The sequence below is a fragment of the Mycobacterium sp. E1747 genome (assembly GCF_001667775.1).
Taxonomy (GTDB): Bacteria; Actinomycetota; Actinomycetes; order Mycobacteriales; family Mycobacteriaceae; genus Mycobacterium.
This window is the reverse complement of sequence record NZ_LZJI01000232.1, coordinates 38011-55732: the sequence shown is the minus strand read 5'-3', so window position 1 is coordinate 55732 and position 17722 is coordinate 38011. Positions and strand designations below refer to the sequence as shown.

The 17722-nt window shown below is 69.6% G+C and carries 13 protein-coding genes and 1 pseudogene; 9 read left to right on the top strand and 5 right to left on the bottom strand.

Annotated elements, in window-relative coordinates; genetic code table 11:
• Positions 1–4: 4 nt before the first annotated feature.
• A complete protein-coding gene (locus A5695_RS25095; protein ID WP_068088989.1) occupies positions 5–712 on the bottom strand; it encodes an NYN domain-containing protein in 708 nt (235 codons plus the stop codon).
• A gap of 9 nt (positions 713–721) precedes the next feature.
• A complete protein-coding gene (gene trmB / locus A5695_RS25090) occupies positions 722–1507 on the bottom strand; it encodes a tRNA (guanosine(46)-N7)-methyltransferase TrmB (RefSeq protein WP_197515616.1) in 786 nt (261 codons plus the stop codon).
• A gap of 170 nt (positions 1508–1677) precedes the next feature.
• On the opposite strand from trmB, the gene A5695_RS25085 reads away from it, so the two are divergent.
• The 3 genes from A5695_RS25085 to A5695_RS25075 all read left to right on the top strand — a co-directional run bounded on the left by A5695_RS25085 (position 1678) and on the right by A5695_RS25075 (position 6288).
• Complete coding sequence (locus A5695_RS25085) at positions 1678–2742, top strand: hypothetical protein (RefSeq protein ID WP_068088929.1); 1065 nt, start codon at positions 1678–1680, stop codon at positions 2740–2742.
• Complete coding sequence (locus A5695_RS25080; RefSeq protein ID WP_197515615.1) at positions 2739–4316, top strand: hypothetical protein; 1578 nt, start codon at positions 2739–2741, stop codon at positions 4314–4316. The genes A5695_RS25085 and A5695_RS25080 overlap by 4 nt, the downstream gene beginning before the upstream one ends.
• 142 nt (positions 4317–4458) lie before the next feature.
• Positions 4459–6288, top strand: a complete 1830-nt coding sequence (locus A5695_RS25075; RefSeq protein WP_068088925.1) for a phosphoenolpyruvate carboxykinase (GTP) — start codon at positions 4459–4461, stop codon at positions 6286–6288.
• Here the strand turns inward: A5695_RS25075 and A5695_RS25070 are convergent.
• Entirely contained in the window at positions 6285–8975 is a 2691-nt protein-coding gene (locus A5695_RS25070; RefSeq protein ID WP_068088922.1) for an adenylate/guanylate cyclase domain-containing protein, read from the bottom strand. The genes A5695_RS25075 and A5695_RS25070 overlap by 4 nt on opposite strands.
• Positions 8976–9064: 89 nt before the next feature.
• Between A5695_RS25070 and fadD4 the strand changes: the two genes are divergently transcribed.
• Together fadD4 and A5695_RS25060 are read left to right on the top strand one after the other, a co-directional pair.
• A complete protein-coding gene (fadD4, locus tag A5695_RS25065) occupies positions 9065–10582 on the top strand; it encodes a fatty-acid--CoA ligase FadD4 (protein ID WP_068088919.1) in 1518 nt (505 codons plus the stop codon).
• A gap of 5 nt (positions 10583–10587) precedes the next feature.
• Entirely contained in the window at positions 10588–11535 is a 948-nt protein-coding gene (locus A5695_RS25060) for an enoyl-CoA hydratase/isomerase family protein (protein ID WP_068088985.1), read from the top strand.
• An 18-nt stretch (positions 11536–11553) separates the two neighbouring features.
• Here A5695_RS25060 and A5695_RS25055 read toward each other — a convergent pair whose 3' ends face one another.
• Both A5695_RS25055 and A5695_RS25050 read right to left on the bottom strand, forming a co-directional pair.
• Complete coding sequence (locus A5695_RS25055; RefSeq protein WP_068088916.1) at positions 11554–12018, bottom strand: CD225/dispanin family protein; 465 nt, start codon at positions 12016–12018, stop codon at positions 11554–11556.
• 119 nt (positions 12019–12137) lie between these two features.
• Positions 12138–13298, bottom strand: a complete 1161-nt coding sequence (locus A5695_RS25050) for an acyl-CoA dehydrogenase family protein (protein WP_082946291.1) — start codon at positions 13296–13298, stop codon at positions 12138–12140.
• 133 nt (positions 13299–13431) lie between these two features.
• On the opposite strand from A5695_RS25050, the gene A5695_RS25045 reads away from it, so the two are divergent.
• The 4 genes and pseudogenes from A5695_RS25045 to A5695_RS25030 all read left to right on the top strand — a co-directional run bounded on the left by A5695_RS25045 (position 13432) and on the right by A5695_RS25030 (position 17658).
• Positions 13432–14445: a MaoC family dehydratase gene (locus tag A5695_RS25045; protein ID WP_068088912.1), complete on the top strand. Its 1014-nt coding sequence runs from the start codon at positions 13432–13434 to the stop codon at positions 14443–14445.
• Between the two features lie 16 nt (positions 14446–14461).
• On the top strand, positions 14462–15652 hold the full coding sequence (locus A5695_RS25040; protein ID WP_068088910.1) for a CoA transferase: 1191 nt from the start codon (positions 14462–14464) through the stop codon (positions 15650–15652).
• A complete protein-coding gene (locus A5695_RS25035) occupies positions 15646–16950 on the top strand; it encodes an amidohydrolase family protein (protein ID WP_068088909.1) in 1305 nt (434 codons plus the stop codon). Before A5695_RS25040 ends, A5695_RS25035 begins: the two co-directional genes overlap by 7 nt.
• Before the next feature lie 53 nt (positions 16951–17003).
• Positions 17004–17658 (top strand): annotated as a pseudogene (locus A5695_RS25030) (alpha/beta fold hydrolase).
• Positions 17659–17722: the final 64 nt, after the last annotated feature.

Sequence of the window (17722 nt, the reverse complement as noted above, 5' to 3'; positions counted from 1 at the left end):
AGTGTCACACACGCGCGGTCAACAGAGCGGACAGCGGCCGGAACGGCTGCAGCCATGCTCCCTGGTCAGGCAGCGAATCTAGGCCGATTCGCGGCAACGGCTCCCGGAACACACCGCTGATGTCTTCCAGGTCGACAAAGTCCAAGGTATCCGACGCTAGCGCCCAACTCGCATGTTCGCGAAATCCGATGACTTGGACGGCGACTCCGCTGCGAGCTATCTCCTCCAGCGGTTGACGAAACGCCTGCCCGTCGGCCGACGCCACCACCAGCGCCGCCAGCCCCTGGCTGCGCCGCAGCTCGATGTGGGCGAGCATGTCGCGGTCGACGTCGCTGTCCTCGTCGATCTTCGGCTTGGCGAACACGGCGAACCCCACGTTGCGCAGTGCGTCCACCCAGGGGCGAACGACGTCGGCGCTGCCCGGCGCGATGTTGGTGAACACCGTGGCCTCGGGCTCCACCACGACGCCCGGCCGGCTCGCGCTGACCTCGGCCGTGCGCGCCAGCAGCCAGCGCCCCAGGGCGTCGAACCGCGGGCGCTCCAGCGCGGTGGGCCGCCGGCCGAGGATCGAGCCGAGCCCCATGTCGAGATTAGGCGCGTCCCACACCAGCAACACGCGGCCGCCCGGCGGGGAGAAGCCGCCCAGCGACGCGTCGTCGGACAACACCGCCACCGGTTCGGCTGCCGCGGTCTGTTCTTCCGTCAGGCTCATGGTCATCGCCTACTCATGTCGTAGCCAGATGAATTCGGTGACGGCGCTGCCCGCCTCGTGGGCCTTCGTCTCGTATTTGGTGGTAGGCCGTACCACCGAGATCGGGAGCCTGGCCGCGGGATTGGCACGCCGCAGCCGCGGCTCGGCATCGCCGACGGCGCCGATGTGCTCGGCGTAGCCGGGGTGGTCCGTCGCCGCATGCAGGACACCACCAGGGAGTAACCGGTCGGCGATCAGGCCAACCGTCCCCGGCTGCAAAAACCGGCGCTTGTGGTGGCGGGCCTTCGGCCAGGGGTCGGGGAAGAAGACGCGGACCCCGGTCAGCGAGCGCGGGGGGATCAGCCGCTGCAGCACGTCGACGCCGTTGCCGCGGATCAAGCGGATGTTGGCGACCCCGTCGCGGTCGATTGCGCATAGCAGTTGCGCCAAACCTCGCTTGTAAATCTCCACCGCGATCACATCTATATCGGGCTCGTCCTTGGCCATCGCCAGCGTCGAGATGCCGCTGCCGCAGCCGATCTCGAGCACCAGCGGCGCCTCGCGGCCGAACCAGGCGCGGGTGTCCAGTGCCGGCTCGCCGCCGCCTTCGCCCGACGGGGTACCGACGGACAGGCCCAGCTCGGGCCACCGCCGGTCCCACGTCTGCCGCTGGGCGTCGGAGAGGGCGGAGCGGCGGGAGCGAAACGTTGATGCCGGGAGATACCGCGGGTCGCGACGGTCGTCCGAATCCTCCCGCGGCGCGGCGCGACAAACTGCCGCCCCGGGTTGCACATGCATTTGTCCATGGTGGCGCATAAACGAGTGCTGTAGCCGCCCGTGGTCCAGATTGATACCCAACAGTTGCCTTCAGCTGGTAACAGTCAAACGGTGGCTCGCATCAAAGTGACGCAAGTGCCACCATTCGGTGGGACCCGATCGGCCCCCGGGTCGGATCCATCGAACCGAACGCGAGACATGAGGGGACGATGACGGGACAAGGACACCAGGAGTTCGTCGACGAGTTGGCGCGCTTCGCCGCCGGCCACCCCGACCCCCGCGTGGCGGCGGTCGCCGAGCGAGCCGCCGCGCGCGTGGGCGTGCTCGTTCGCGGGCGCCCCGGCGTGGGGCGTGACACCGTCGCCCGCGCGCTGGCCGGCGCCGGCGCGGCGGCGGGGATCTCGGTGACCACCGCCGATGACGCCGACCTCGTGGTGTACGTGACCACCGAGGTGGTCAAGCCGGAAGACGTCGACGCGATCGCCGCCGCCGGACGCCCGGTGCTGGCGGTGCTGAACAAGGCGGATCTGGCCGGCTCCCTCTCGGGCGGGGACGGGCCGATCGCGGCGGCGCGGACCCGCTGCGCGGAGCTGGCCGCCCGGGTCCGTGCGCCCATGGTGCCGATGTGTGGCCTGCTCGCGGTGGCCGCGCTCGGCGAGCTTGACGACGCGTTGTGGGCGGCGCTGCGGATGCTCGCCGGGCATCCCGGAGCGGCCGAGTGCCTCGACGGCTCGTTCGCCGGGTTCCTGGCGGCCGACAACCCTTTACCGGTCGACGTGCGGCTGCGCTTGCTGGACACCCTGGACCTGTTCGGCATCGCGCTGGGGGTCGCCGCGGCCCGGCAGGGCAGGACGGCCGCCCAGCTGCGGGCTCTGCTGCGCCGGACGAGCGGGATCGACGCCGTCCTGTCCCACATCTCGGTCGCCGGCGCCGAGGCGCGCTATCGGCGGGTGTGCGACGCCGTCGCTGAGCTGGAGGCACTGGCGGTCGGCGACGAGGCGATCGGCGCGTTCCTATGCCACGACGACACCGTGGTCGCGCGGATGGCGGCGGCGGTCGATCTGGCCGAGGCGGCCGGGCTGGACCCGGACATCGCGAGGCCCGCCGACTGGGACCGCGACCCGTCCGCGCACCTGCCGCGGGCGGTGCGCTGGCAGCGGTACAGCCGCACGACCTCCAGCGAGCTGCACCGCTCCTGCGGCGCCGACATCGCGCGGGGATCGATGCGGCTGTGGTCGCGGGCCTGCGGGTCGCTGCCTGGGGACTGGCGGTGAGCGCCGACACGCCCGAAGATCCGGTCGCCCAAGTGGACGCTCTGGTGGCGGGCGTTGGACCGGAGCTGGATCCCCCCGCCGTGCACCGCCGCGACGTGGTGCTGGTGACCGGACCGTGGCTGGCCGGCGTGAGCGCGGTGGCCGCGGCGCTGCGCGAACGACTGCCTGAGCACAAGTTCGTCGAGTCGGCCGAATTGGGGCCCGGCGACGTGCCATTGGCCGTGGTGTTCGTCGTCTCCGCGGCGGCGCATCTGACGCCGTCCGACTGCGCGCTGCTGGACGCCGCGGCCGCGCACACCGACGCGGTGGTGGCGGTGGTGTCGAAGATCGACGTGCACCGAGGCTGGCGCGACGTGCTGGCCGCCGACCGCGAGACGCTGGCCGCCCACGCGCCGCGCTACGCCGGGGTGCCCTGGGTGGGCGCGGCCGCGCTGCCCGACCTCGGCGACCCGATCGTCGACGACCTGGCGGAGACCGTCTCGGCCCGGCTGGCGGACTCGGAACTCACCCGCCGAAACAGGCTGCGGGCCTGGGAATCTCGGCTCACCACCGTCGCGCAGCGGTTCGACCGCCAGGCCGACGGTGCGGGGCGCCGGGCGCGGGTGGACGCCTTACGCGACGAGCGCAGCACCGCTCTGCGGCAGCGGCGCGAGGCGAGGACCGAGCGCACCGTGACGCTGCGCGGTCAGATCCAGCAGGCGCGTGTCCAGCTGTCCCACCTCGCGCGTAACAAGTGTTCGTCGGTGCGCACCGAGCTGCAGGAAGACGCCGCCGGGTGGCCCCGGCGCGACATGCCCGGCTTCGAGGCCCACGCCCGTGGCCGGCTGGACGAGGTGGTCGCCGAGGTGAACGAGGGCACCGCCACCCATCTCGCCGATGTCGCGCAGGTGGTGGGCGTCGCGACGGCCCTGCCGTCCCTCGAGCAGCTGCCGACGGTCGACGTCGCGCCGCCGCCGCTGAAATCGCGACGGCACGAGACCTGGCTGATGATGCTGCTGGGCGCCGGGTTCGGCCTGGGTGTGGCGCTGACCCTGAGCAGGCTGATGAGCGGGCTGGGCGCAAGACTCAGCCCCGCCCTGTCGGCGGTCGCCGAGGTCACGTGCGTGGCGATCGGCCTGGCGGTCACGTGTGTGGTGATCCACATCCGCAGCCTGCTGCGCGACCGGGCGCTGCTCGACCGCTGGGCAGGCGACGTGACCTCCTCGCTGCGGTCGGTGGCCGAGGAGCTGGTCGCCACCCGCGTCCTGGTCGCCGAGTCGGTGCTGAGCAAAGCGGTGCTGGCCCAGGACGAGGTTGAGAACGCCCAGGTGAGCGACCAGGTCAATGCCATCGACCGCGAGCTGCGCGCCCATGCCGTGGCGGCCTCGCGGGACGCCGCCGCGCGCGACCGGGAGCTGCCCACCGTGCTGGCGGCCCTGGACGCGGTGCGTGCAGAACTGGGCGAAGCGGGTATATCTACATCCGACGATTCCGATTTGACCGTGGAAAAAGCCGTGGCGGACGAAGTGACCGAAAAACCAGCCTCTTACAGCGGTGATCCGGACGCTGGGGAATCTTCTGAATCGTTGCTGTGAGAAGGCTTATACCTGCCCGAGGCTTCCCCGACAAGGTGCTCACGATAACCTGTAGCTAACGCCACCATCGAGCAGCTGTGTGGTCGAGCACATACGCAATTGAAGAGATGTACGAGTACGCAGAAGGATTCAGGAGATTTCGATGACCTCAGCGACCATTCCCGGATTGGACACCGCGCCCACCAACCATCAGGGGCTGCTGTCGTGGGTACGGGAGGTCGCCGAGCTCACTCAGCCTGAGCGCGTGGTGTTCACCGACGGCTCGGCCGAAGAGTTCGATCGGCTGGCCGCCGAGCTGGTCGAGGCGGGCACGTTCACGAAGCTGAACGAGAAGAAGCACCCCAATTCCTACCTGGCGTTGTCCGACCCGTCGGATGTCGCGCGGGTCGAGTCGCGGACCTTCATCTGCTCCGAGCGTGAGATCGACGCCGGCCCCACCAACAACTGGATGGACCCGGCCGAGATGCGGTCGCTGATGACCGACTTGTACCGCGGCTGCATGCGGGGCCGCACCATGTACGTGGTGCCGTTCTGCATGGGCCCGCTCGGCGCCGACGACCCCAAGCTGGGCGTGGAGATCACGGATTCCGAATATGTCGTCGTCTCCATGCGCACGATGACCCGGATGGGCAAGGCCGCGCTGGAGAAGATGGGCGACGACGGGTTCTTCGTGAAGGCGCTGCACTCGGTGGGCGCCCCGCTGGAGCCCGGCCAGAAGGACGTGCCGTGGCCCTGCAACGACACCAAATACATCACCCACTTCCCGGAGACCCGCGAGATCTGGAGCTACGGCTCCGGCTACGGCGGCAACGCCCTGCTGGGCAAGAAGTGCTACTCGCTGCGCATTGCCTCGGCGATGGCCCACGACGAGGGCTGGCTGGCCGAGCACATGCTGATCCTCAAGCTGATCTCCCCGGAGAACAAGGCGTATTACTTCGCCGCCGCCTTCCCGTCGGCGTGCGGTAAGACCAACCTTGCGATGCTGCAGCCGACCATCCCGGGCTGGCGCGCCGAGACCCTGGGCGACGACATCGCCTGGATGCGCTTCGGTAAGGACGGCCGGTTGTACGCGGTCAACCCGGAGTTCGGCTTCTTCGGGGTCGCGCCGGGCACCAACTGGAAGTCCAACCCCAACGCGATGCGCACCATCGCCGCGGGCAACACCGTGTTCACCAACGTCGCGCTCACCGACGACGACGAGGTGTGGTGGGAAGGCCTCGAGGGCGAGCCCGACCACCTGATCGACTGGAAGGGCAACGACTGGTACATCCGGGAGACGGAAACCAAAGCGGCCCACCCGAACTCGCGGTACTGCACCCCGATGTCGCAGTGCCCCATCCTGGCGCCGGAGTGGGACGACCCGCAGGGCGTGCCGATCTCGGGGATCTTGTTCGGCGCCCGCCGCAAGACCACGGTGCCGCTGGTGACGCAGGCCCGCGATTGGCAGCACGGCGTCTTCATGGGTGCCACCATGGGCAGCGAGCAGACCGCCGCCGCCGAGGGCAAGGTCGGCACGGTGCGCCGTGACCCGATGGCCATGCTGCCGTTCCTGGGCTACCACGTCGGTGACTACTTCCAGCACTGGCTCGACCTCGGCAAGAACTCCGACGAGTCCAAACTGCCGCAGGTGTTCTTCGTCAACTGGTTCCGCCGCGGTGAGCAGGGCGAGTTCCTGTGGCCGGGCTTCGGTGAGAACAGCCGCGTGCTGAAGTGGATCGTCGACCGCATCGAGCACCAGGCCGGCGGCCAGGACACCCCGATCGGCATCGTGCCGACCGCGGCCGACTTGGACCTGAACGGCCTCGACGTCGGGGCAGAGGACGTCGCGAAGGCGCTCGCGGTCAACCCCGCCGAGTGGCGCGAAGAGCTGCCCTTGATCGAGGAGTGGTTCGAGTTCGTCGGCGACAAGCTGCCCACCGGTGTCAAGGACGAGTTTGAGGCGCTCAAGCAGCGGCTGGCCGACGCCGGCTAGGCCTTCTCGAAGGCGGCCGGTTCCGCCCGGATCCTGTCGATCTGGTCGAGTGCATAATTGACCATTTCTGCGACGGTCATGGCCGCCCCCTTTGCGGCCAATGACTCGTACTCCCGAACGCCGAGGGCGGCGCGCAGGTGTGCGACCGCGCCGTTGATTTCCGGAAACGCGTGCGACGTCAGCGGCGCAGCGGCGAATCCGCTGATGGTGGCCGCCGGCGCGAGATGGCCGAGGCGGTCCAGGTATGCCGCGAGGACCGCCAGCGGACTGCGGATCAATGCAAAACTGCCCGAATCCAAGAAGTTTCGCATCGACACGGTCACCAGGTCGAGGGCATCCGCCGGGTTGCCCTGCGAAACGGCCAGCCGGGACAGCATAAGCGTCTGGTGCGACTCCTGTTGGCGGTTACCGCTTTCGCGCGCGATCGTCAGGCCGCGGGCCAACACGTCGTATGCCTGCGTCGGCTCGGCCTCGGAGTTGGCGTACCCATATGCCAGCAGAGCCTGCGATCGAACGTTCGGGTTGTCCGAGGTCTCGGCGGCCGCCAGGAGCTTTTGCGATGCTGCGACCGCGGCCGTGGTTTCCCCGCTGATGATCAACGCGTAGACCAGGCAGGCGTGCACCAAGGTGTGTGGGTGGGGACGTCGCTCAATAATGTTGCGGCACCAGTCAACCCAGCGTTCCGGCTGCCCGGCGACGATATTACCGACCGCCAGCATCGGCTCGAGCGCCTCCGCAATCTCGTCGTACCTCCCACTGATGATCGCAGCCTTCCCGGCCTCGCAATAGCGGAAGTAATCCTCGATGCGACCGGTGGCGTAGCACTGCACGGCGGCCAGGTACAGGTGCACCAGCCTCGGGTGGTCGACGGCTTTCGCCGGCTCGATGAGTTCCTCCGCCCACTGAACGGGCTCGTACTGCTCGAGGCACAGCCCGAGAACCGTTGCGTACCAAGCGATCGCGATGGCGGTGTCGAGATCGCTGGCATCGGCGGCCCATCGGAATGCGCTGCGCAGGTTCGGTAATTCATCGGTGAACCAGATGTAGGACTCGCGCTGTCGGGCACTGTCCCACAGCCCCATGACGTCGTTTTCCCGGCCGGCGAAGTACCGCGCGTGCGCATCGCGGGTGTCGTGCGCTTCACCCGCAGCGACGAGCTGTTCCTCGGCGAACTGCCGGACGGTCTCCAGCATCGAGAAGCGCGTTCGCGACGTTGAGCGATCGGCCGCCAGCAGCGACTTGCGAACCAGGGCGTGCAGCAGCTCCAGGGTGGTCAGGTCGTCATCGGACCCGGTGACCGCGCAGGCGGCCTGAAGGTCGAAGCCACCCGCGAACACCGAGCAGCGTTGCAGCAGAGCCTTCTCCGAATCGTGGAGCAAATCGTAAGACCACTGGACCATGTGCCGTAAGGTCTGGTGCCGTTCCAGCCCGCGCCGGGACCCGACGAGTAGCCGGAACCGGTCGTCAAGCCGGTCGCGCAGCTCGGTCGGGGACATGGACACCATCCGCGAGGCGGCCAATTCGATGGCCAGGGGTATCCCATCCAAGCGGCGGCAGATCTCGATGACTGCGGCCGCATCGTCGCCACGGGTCAAGGACACACCCCGCGCGAAACCCTGTGCGCGTTCAATGAACAGCGTCGCCGCGGGCGACGCCAACCCGCGACCGCGGTCCAGGGGGGGTACCGTCCACACTTGTTCATCGCCCAGCGACATGCCCTCGCGGCTGGTGGCAAGGATCGTCACGGTCGCCGAGTGCTTGAGGATCTTTTCAATCAGTTCAGCCGCTGCATCCAGGACGTGTTCGCAGTTGTCGAACACCAGCAGCCGCGACCGGCCCGCCAAGGCCATCGCGATGCTGTCCGCCAGACTCATCTCCGGCTGCTGGATGATGCCCAAAACGGCCGCGGCGGCATCGGGCACCGCGGCCGGATCGCTGATGGTTGCCAGCTCGATGAGGAAAGCGCCGTCCACGAAGTCGTTCGCCAGGCGGCTGGCCACCTCGAGCGCGAGTCGTGTCTTGCCGACGCCACCGACTCCGGTCAGCGTGACGAGCCGATGGGCTTTGAGCGCCGTCTGCACCTCGACGATGTCCGCTTCCCGGCCGATGATCGTGGTTGCCGGCGCTTTCAGGTTCCCCAGGACGGCGTCGAAGGCCCGCAGCGGCGGGAAGTCTCTGCTGAGCCCGGGTGCCCACACCTGATGGATGGCAACGGGTTTGGCGATGTCGCGCAGCCGGCGCGCACCCAGGTCGACCAGGTCAACCCCGGTGAGGAGTTCCGCTGTAGCGCCGTCGAGCAGGATCTGGCCGCCGTGTCCGGCCGACGTGACCCGCTCTGCGCGATTCAGAACCGCACCGAAGTAGTCGTTGCCACGCAACTCCGCCTCGCCTGTGGCGATGCCCATCCGCACCGGGAGCCGCAGGCCCCGCTGTGCGGCGACGGCCGCGTCCACGGCGTCCTTCGGGGAGCGGAACGCCGCGCACACCCCGTCCCCGGTGTGCTTGAAAAGCCAACCGCGATGTGCGGCCACGGTTTCCCGCAGCAGGTCGTCATGAGTGGCCAGGGACGCCCGCATCTCGTCGGGGTCGGCCTCCCACCGGCGCGTCGACCCCTCCATGTCGGTGAAAAGGAACGTCACCACGCCCGACGGGGGGCCCGGGGTGGTCTGGCCCTCGGTCAAGCCCATTGACGCACTGTAAGGCAGGTGCACGGCAAGGAGAAGGGCGAACCCGACCACTTGACACCCGTCAAGTTTTTCGGCGGTACAGTCTGCGCATGCAGATTCGCGAGTACCTCGGCACCGGCAAGCCGGCCGTCATTCTTCACCCGTCCGGCACGGTCATCACCTTCGACGAGCTCGAGGCGCGGGCCAACCGGCTGGCCCACTACTTTCGCCGGGCCGGCCTCGTCGAGGGCGACGCCGTCGCGATCCTGATGGAGAACAACGAACACATCCATGCGGTGATGTGGGCGGCGCGGCGCAGCGGCCTGTACTACGTGCCGATCAACACCCACCTGACCGCAGCCGAAGCCGCCTACATCATCGACAACAGCGCGGCCAAGGCGATCATCGGGTCGGCGGCGCTGCGTAAGACGTGCGAGAACCTGGCCGAGCAGCTACCACGCGGCCTGCCCGAGCTGCTGCTGATCGCTGACGAGGACCTCGCGGGCTGGCAGCGCTACCCCGAATGCGTTGCGGGCGAGCCCGACACCCCGATCGACGACGAACGCGAGGGCGACCTGCTGCAGTATTCGTCGGGCACCACCGGCCGGCCCAAGGGCATCAAACGCGAACTGCCACACGTTCCGCCGTCCGAGGCGCCGAGCATGATGTCGGCGCTGGTGAGTTTCTGGATGGACCCGGACTCGATCTACCTCAGCCCGGCGCCGCTGTATCACACCGCACCCTCGGTGTGGTCGATGAGCGCGCAAGCCGGCGGGGTCACCACGGTGGTGTTGGAGAAATTCGACGCTGAAGGCTGCCTCGACGCCATCCAGCGTCACCGCGTCACCCGCGGCCAGTTCGTCCCCGCAATGTTCACCCGCATGCTGAAACTGCCTGAGGCGGTGCGGAGTTCGTACGATCTGTCCAGCCTGCAGCGGGTGATGCACGCGGCGGCACCGTGCCCGGTGGAGATCAAGAAACAGATGATGGACTGGTGGGGTCCGATCATCGACGAGTACTACGCCTCCTCCGAGGCGCACGGGTCGACGTTGATCACCGCCGAAGAGTGGCTGGCGCACCCCGGTTCCGTCGGCAAACCCATGGTGGGTGCCGTGCACATCCTCGACGAGAACGGCAACGAGTTGCCGTCCGGGCAGGCCGGTGAGATCTACTTCGAGGGCGGGAATTCGTTCGAATACCTCAACGACCCCACAAAAACCGCGGCCTCCCGCGACAAGCACGGGTGGGCCACCGTCGGCGACATCGGCTACCTCGACGAGGAGGGCTACCTGTACCTGACCGACCGGCGCCATCACATGATCATCTCGGGCGGGGTGAACATCTATCCCCAGGAGGCGGAGAACCTGTTGGTCACCCACCCGAAGGTGTTGGACGCGGCGGTATTCGGGGTTCCCGATGACGAGATGGGGCAACGCGTGCTGGCCGCCGTGCAGACCGTCGACCCCGACGACGCCACGGACGAGTTCGCCGACGAACTGCTGGCTTGGCTGCGAGACCGCTTGGCGCACTACAAGTGTCCGAAATCGATCGCGTTCGAGACGCAACTGCCGCGCACCGACACCGGCAAGCTCTACAAGAACGGGCTGATCGAGAAATACTCGGTGTGACCCCGATGCTCTCGGTGGTGGACCTGGCGAGCCCGCCGGATGCCGGCCCCGCGTCGCCCCCGGGGGTGATCCTGGCGCACGGCGCCGCTTTCGACCTCGCCCGTTGTGAACCTTGGCTGGACGCAGCGACTTTCACCCTCACCGAGGACCACTACGACGACCGGCGGGCGGTCACCGTCGAGTCGGTGCCCAACGCGCTCGCCGAGCTCACCGCGCGCTGTCACCGTTGGCCGCACGCCAGCAGCGTCTGCGACGACGTGCTACGTGGGGTGGTCCCCGGCGGCCCGGCGCTGGCCGCGGTGGTGACCGAATCGCTGGCCTACTCGACCTTGCAGGCCGGCCCGGAATTCGCGCGCTGGCTGGGCGAACGCGGCCCGGCCCGAGTGCCCGACATCGCCGACCCGGTGCTGGCCGAGCGGGACGGCGACACCCTACGCATCGCATTCAACCGGCCGCAGCGCCACAACGCGTTTTCCACCGACGCCCGCGCCGCGCTGCTGGAGGCGCTGACCATCGCGCAACTGGACCCATCCGTGGCAGGGATCGTGTTGCGCGGCAACGGGCCATCGTTCTGCAGCGGGGGAGACCTCGCCGAGTTCGGCACCTTCGCCGACCCGGCGAGCGCTCATCTGGCCCGTACCCGGCACAGCCCCGCGCTGGCGCTCGACGCGCTCACCGCCCGGCTCGGTCGCGCCTGCCGGGCAGAGGTGCACGGCAGCGTGCTGGGCAGCGGGCTGGAGATGGCGGCATTCTGCGGATTGGTCGCCGCGCGGGAGCATTCGGTGTTCGGGCTGCCCGAACTCCAGCTGGGGCTGATCCCCGGCGCCGGCGGGACGCTGAGCGTCACCCGCCGGATCGGCCGGTGGCGCACCGCCTATCTCGTGCTGTCCGGGCGCACCATCGACACCGGCACCGCGCTGGCCTGGGGCCTGGTGGACGCGACGTACGCCTAACAAGCGGCTAAAACGTTGTCAGAAGCCGGAATACGTCGTGGTGGTGGTCGACGGCAGGTTGGAGACGGCGATCACGCCGATGGCCACGTAGAGGATCACCATGACCACGGCGAACACGGCGCCGGCGACGGCGCCGATGATGGCCCACTTCTTGGCGTTGTCGGCGGCGGCCTGCGCCTCGGCGTACCGTCCCTGCGACCAGAGTCCGGACACCTTGGTGGAGTACACGATCGACACGATCCCGAACGGCAGACAGCACAGCACGGTGCACAGGATGGCCCAGACGAGGTAGTTGTCCGGCTCCTGCTGGCCCGGCCAGCCCGGTTGCGGCGCCTGCCAACCCGGCTGCTGGCCCGGCCAACCCGGTTGCGGCGCCTGCCAACCCGGCTGCTGCCCCGGCCCAGCCGGGGGCGGCCCCTGCCATTCCGGCTGCTGACCCTGCCATTCCGGCGAGCCTTCGTAGGGCCCTGGGGGATAACTCATGGCAGCCGACTTTCCTTCGTCGCAGTAACTTTTACTCCCGCGCCGCTTTGCTGGTGCCAGAAGTCAGGCAAATATACAGCACACCAGGGCGTCAGGCCCGCACATTCTCGGTCTCCTACTCAGATGCCACCGCGCGCGACGAGCTGCGCGGCGATCACGTTGCGCTGAATTTCGTTGGTGCCCTCGCCGACGATCATCAGGGGCGCGTCGCGGAAGTAGCGCTCCACGTCGTATTCGCAGGAGTAGCCGTAGCCGCCGTGAATCCGCACCGCGTTCAGCGCGATCTCCATCGCCACTTCGGAGGCGAACAGTTTGGCCATGCCCGCCTCCATGTCACAGCGCTCGCCGCTGTCGTACCGCTCGGCGGCGTAGCGGGTGAGCTGACGGGCGGCGGTCAACTTGGTCGCCATGTCGGCCAGGTAGTTGCCGACCGACTGATGCTTCCAAATCGGCCGCCCGAAGCTCTCCCGCTGCTGCGCGTAGGCCAGCGCGTCCTCGAGCGCCGCCGTGCCCACACCCAGAGCCCGGGCGGCGACCTGGATACGGCCCGTCTCCAGGCCCTTCATCATCTGCGAAAAGCCTTCGCCCATCCGGCCGCCCAGCACCGCCGACTCCGGCGCCCGGAAGTCGTCGAAGGACAGCTCGCAGGATTCGACGCCTTTGTAGCCCAGCTTGGGCAGGTCCCGTGACACCGTCAGGCCGGGGCCGTGCTGGACGAGCACGATAGAGATGCCCTTATGGCGCGGCGTGGCGCCCGGATCGGTCTTGCACAGCAGTGCGATCAGATCGGATCGCCGGGCGTTGCTGATCCATGTCTTGGCGCCGTTGATGCGCAGGCCGCCGGGCCCGCCGTCGGCGCCCCCAACAGGCACCGCCGTGGTCGTCATGTTCTGCAAGTCCGACCCGCCGCCCGGTTCCGTCAACGCCATCGTGGCCCGCAGCTCGCCGGTCGCCATCGCCGGCAGGTAGGCCCGCTTCTGTTCCTCGGTGCCGAACAGCGTCAGCAGCTTGGCCACCACGGTGTGCCCGCCCATCGCTCCGGCCAGGCTCATCCAGCCGCGCGCCAATTCCTCGGTGACCCGCACGTAGCAGGGCATGGACACCGGCGAACCGCCGTATTCCTCGGGAATCGCCAGGCCGTAGATGCCGATCCGCTTCATCTGCTCGATCCACGCCTCGGGATAGGTGTTGGCGTGTTCGACCTCGCGGACGGTCGGTTTCACGTCGCGGTCGATGAACGCCCGCACCGTGGCGACCAGCATCTCTTCTTCGTCGTTCACTTGCGAGTACCCTATCGAGTCGTGCCGAACGTCGACTTGACGTGCAAAAACGCGCCCGTTCGCAGCACCAGGCCGACGTTGGGGTCTGATCCGCGTTGACCCTCGGTGCCACAGCCTGCCAGCATGTGGCGTTGTGACTAGTGACGGGTATGCGCAGATCCGCGCCGGCGGACCTTACTTCGACGATCTCTGGGTCGGTCAGGTCTTCGACTGGGCGCCGGCGATCACGCTGTCCTCGGGATTGGCCGCAGCGCACCAGGCGATCGTGGGGGATCGGCTGCGGCTCGCCTTAGACGCCGGCCTGTGCGCCGCCGTCACCGGCCTGGCCGGCCCGCTGGCGCATCCGGCGCTGGTCTGCGATGTGGCGATCGGGCAGTCGACGCTGGCCACCCAGCGCGTCAAGGCCAACCTGTTCTACCGTGGGCTCACGTTCCACCGGTTCCCGGTCATCGGGGACTCCCTGCACACCCGCACGGAAGTGGTTGGACTGCGGGCGAACTCACCCAAGCCGGGCCGTGCGCCGACGGGGCTGGCGGCGCTGCGGATGACCACCGTCGACCAGGACGAACGGCTGGTGCTGGACTTCTACCGATGCGGCATGCTGCCCGCCGGCCCGGACTGGCGGCCCGACGAGGCGCCGCACGACGACCTGTCCGCCATCGGGGCCGACGCGCCCGGCCCGGTCGACCCGACCGCGGATTGGGACGGCGAGGCGTTTCGGACCGCGGTGCCCGGACCGCACTTCGACCCGGGCCTGGCCGGCGCGGTGCTGCATAGCACCGGCGACGTGGTCAGCAGCGCGCCGGAGCTCGCCCGGCTCACCCTGAATATCGCTGCCACCCACCATGATTCGCGCGTCGGCGGGCGCCGGCTGGTGTATGGCGGCCATACCATCGGGCTGGCGCTGGCGCAGGCGAGCCGGATGCTGCCCAACCTGGTGACGGTGCTCGGCTGGGAATCCTGCGATCACACCGGTCCCGTCCATGAGGGCGACACCGTCTACAGCGAGTTGCACGTCGAGTCCGCCGAGCCGACCCGGCAGGGCGGCGTGTTGCGGCTGCGGTCGCTGGTCTACGCCGTGAGCGACGCCGCGGGCGAGCCGGACCGTGCGGTGCTGGACTGGCGATTCAGCGCGCTCCAGTTCTAAGACCGCCACGCGCACAATGGCAGACGTGAGCGCGGCGACGTCGACGTGGGGGAGCAGCGGGCTGGCTTACCTGACCGGCCTGCCGGACGGGCCGCCCGACTTCTCCCGGGCGAACGTGCTCTCGCATGCCCAGCGGGTGGCCACCGCCGTCGGCGAGCGATTGGGCGTCGCGATCGACGCCGCCGACCTGCTCGCCGGGCGGGCCGCACTGCTGGGCCTGACCCGCGGCGGCCGGGTCTCCGCCGGGGGCGCAACCCGGTTGCTGGCGGCCGCCGACGGTTGGTGCGCGGTCACGCTGTCGCGCCCCGACGACGTCGCCGCCGTCCCCGCGCTCGTGCAGGCCGATGGCGTGGGGGCGGACCCTTGGCCGGCGTTGCAGCGTTGGGCGACAACGCGTCCGCGCTCGGTGGTCGTCGAGCGCGCGGCCCTGCTCGACATCCCGGCGGCGGCCCTGGGCGAGGCCGCGGCCGCAGCGCCGCTAATCCGGCCGAGGGGCGCCCGCGGGCCGGTGCGCGACGTCGGTGGCCTGCTGATCGCCGACCTGTCCTCGATGTGGGCCGGCCCGCTCTGCGGGCAGTTGCTGGCCCTGGCCGGGGCGAGGGTCGTCAAAGTCGAGAGCCCGCGCCGCCCGGACGGCACCCGCGCCGGCAACCGGGCGTTCTTCGATTGGGTGAACGGTGGAAAGCTTTCGTATTGCGTCGATTTCGACACGCACGCCGACGAGTTGCGCGAGCTGCTCACAGTCGCCGACATCGTCATCGAGGGCTCGCGACCCGCGGCGCTGGTGCGGCGCCGGCTCGGGCCGGACGACATCGAGCCGGGGGAGGGGCGAATCTGGTTGCGCATCAAAGGCTATGCCGACACCAGGCCGGCGTTCGGTGATGACGCCGCGGTGGCCGGCGGCCTGGTCGGCGTCGGCGCCGACGGACCGGTGTTCTGCGCCGATGCCATCGCCGATCCGCTGACGGGGCTGGAGGCGACGCGGGTGGTCGCCGATTCGCTAAGCCGCGGTGGTGGCGAACTCATCGAAGTTTCGATGGCGGCGGTCGCCGCCGGCTATGCGGTGCTGCCGACGCAAGCGTCGGTGTCGAACCGGCCTGCGCCGCCTCCGCGGGTTCCGCCGGCGGGGCGCCCGGCGGCACCGCTGGGCGCCGACAACGAGGCCGTGCGCCGGATGGCGGCCGAAAGGAGTTGCCGGCGATGCTGATTCGGCGCGCGACGCTGCTGGACGGGACGACCACCGATATCCGGCTCGGCGACCAGATCGACGAAATCGGCGACGGCCTGGTCGCCGAGAGTGGCGAGGGCGTGCTCTACGCCGGCGGGGGCACCGTCCTGCCCGGCCTGCACGACCACCACGTGCACGTGCGCTCGGCCGCCTCGGCGTTGGATTCGTTCTTCGTCGGGCCGCCCGGTGTCAGCACCAAAGCCGAACTGACGCAACTGCTGTCGAACGCGACGCCGGGCCCCGACGGTTGGATTCGTGCCATCGGGTACCACGAGTCGGTCGCCGGCGATCTGGACCGGGACGCGCTGGACGCCGTCGTGCGCAGCGTCCCGGTGCGCATCCAACACCGCAGCGGTGTGCTGTGGATCCTCAACTCCGAGGCGCTGGGCCGGATCGGGCTTTCCGAACATCCCGACGGGCGCCTGCGCAGCGCCGACCACGGCTGGTCGGACCTGCTGCAGCGGCGCGAAAGCGACCTGGCGGAGCTGAGCCGGCGAATCACCGCGACCGGCGTCACCGGCGTCACCGACGCCACCCCCGACCTCGACGCCGACGACCTGGCGTCACTCGTGGTGGCGCACCGGCACGGCGAGTTCCGGCCGCGGCCGAGTTTCCTGGCCCCCGGCAAGATCATCCTGCACGACGACCGCCTCGACCTGGATGCCCTGACGGACTGGATCGCCGGCCACCACGGCGCGGGAAGGCCCGTCGCCGTGCATTGCGTGACCGCGCCGCAACTGGTGGTCGCCATCGCCGGCCTGCGGGCGGCCGGCAGTCACCCACACGACCGCATTGAGCACGCCGCCGTCGTGCCACCCGACAACGTGGCCGACCTCGCCGAGCTGGGTGTCACGGTGGTGACGCAACCCAACCTCGTCGCCGAGCGGGGCGATCACTACCTCGCCGACGTCCCCGCGGCCGAGCATCCGCAGCTGTGGCGGGTCGCCTCCCTGCTGGAGGCGACGGTCCCGGTGGCCCTGTCCACCGACATGCCATTCGGCCACGGCGACCCCTGGACGGCGATGCGCGCCGCCGTCTACCGCACCACCCCCAGCGGTGCCGTGCTGAACGCGAACGAATGTGTTTCCGCTCGAGAGGCTTTGACGATGTTTCTCGGCCGGCCGGACCGGCCGGGCCGGCCGCGTACCGTGGCGGTCGGGGAACCCGCGGACCTCTGTGTGTTGAGCGAGCCACCGGCGACCGCGCTGGCCGAGCTGGACGCCGGCATGGTGGCCGCCACCATCATCGGCGGCGAACTCGTCTACTTCTCGATGTGAGCGGGAACGCCCAGCGGCTCGCCGCGCGGTTGGTCGACACCGCGCTTGGCAGGATCCGCGTGCAGGTCAGCCCGGGCACCGGCCCCGCGGTGCTGCTGTGGCCCAGCCTGCTGACGACCGGGGACCTGTGGGCCGGCCAGGCCGCGAGGCTCGGTGCCAGCCACCGCCTGGTGCTGATCGATCCACCCGGTCACGGCGGCAGCGAGCCGCTGCGCTCGGCTTCACGTTCACCGACTGCGCCCGCTGCGTCGTCGACGTGCTGGACGGGCTCGGCATCGACAAGGCCCACTTCGTCGGGAATTCGTGGGGCGGCACGATCGGCGCGACGTTCGCGGCCCGGCATCCCGGCCCCCGCTGACGCGGTCGGCCCTGCGCGCATTCCTCGGCCCGACAACGCTGCGCACGCGGCCGGACGTCGTCGAGGCCGTGCGCGCCAGCCTGCGGGCGGTCAACATCGATTCGGCCCGCTGGGCGGTCCGCAGCGTGGTCCCCGCCCGGCCCGACCCGCACGCGCTGCTGCGAACGATCTCGGCCCCGGTCCTGGTGGTCGCCGGCGCCGAGGACGCCACCTTCCCCGTCGCGCAGACACGGGCCATGGCGGAGTCGATCCCCGACGCGTCGTTTCGGGTGCTCGACGGCATCGCGCACCTCGCGGCGCTGGAAGACCCCGCCCGCGTCAACAACCTGCTGCACGATTTCTTGCTCTGACCACCGCGGTGAGGCCCCGGTAGTCCCGCGGACAATCCGCGGAAATACCCCTGAAACGCGCCGC

Bases quoted from the DNA above. Each gene is read 5' to 3' on its own strand.
- A5695_RS25060 (WP_068088985.1), top strand. From the start codon at position 10,588: ATGCTCTCGGTGGTGGACCTGGCGAGCCCGCCGGATGCCGGCCCCGCG.
- fadD4 (WP_068088919.1), top strand. From the start codon at position 9,065: ATGCAGATTCGCGAGTACCTCGGCACCGGCAAGCCGGCCGTCATTCTT.
- A5695_RS25070 (WP_068088922.1), bottom strand. From the start codon at position 8,975: ATGGGCTTGACCGAGGGCCAGACCACCCCGGGCCCCCCGTCGGGCGTG.
- trmB (WP_197515616.1), bottom strand. From the start codon at position 1,507: ATGCGCCACCATGGACAAATGCATGTGCAACCCGGGGCGGCAGTTTGT.
- A5695_RS25040 (WP_068088910.1), top strand. From the start codon at position 14,462: ATGGCAGACGTGAGCGCGGCGACGTCGACGTGGGGGAGCAGCGGGCTG.
- A5695_RS25075 (WP_068088925.1), top strand. From the start codon at position 4,459: ATGACCTCAGCGACCATTCCCGGATTGGACACCGCGCCCACCAACCAT.
- A5695_RS25035 (WP_068088909.1), top strand. From the start codon at position 15,646: ATGCTGATTCGGCGCGCGACGCTGCTGGACGGGACGACCACCGATATC.
- A5695_RS25055 (WP_068088916.1), bottom strand. From the start codon at position 12,018: ATGAGTTATCCCCCAGGGCCCTACGAAGGCTCGCCGGAATGGCAGGGT.
- A5695_RS25085 (WP_068088929.1), top strand. From the start codon at position 1,678: ATGACGGGACAAGGACACCAGGAGTTCGTCGACGAGTTGGCGCGCTTC.
- A5695_RS25095 (WP_068088989.1), bottom strand. From the start codon at position 712: ATGAGCCTGACGGAAGAACAGACCGCGGCAGCCGAACCGGTGGCGGTG.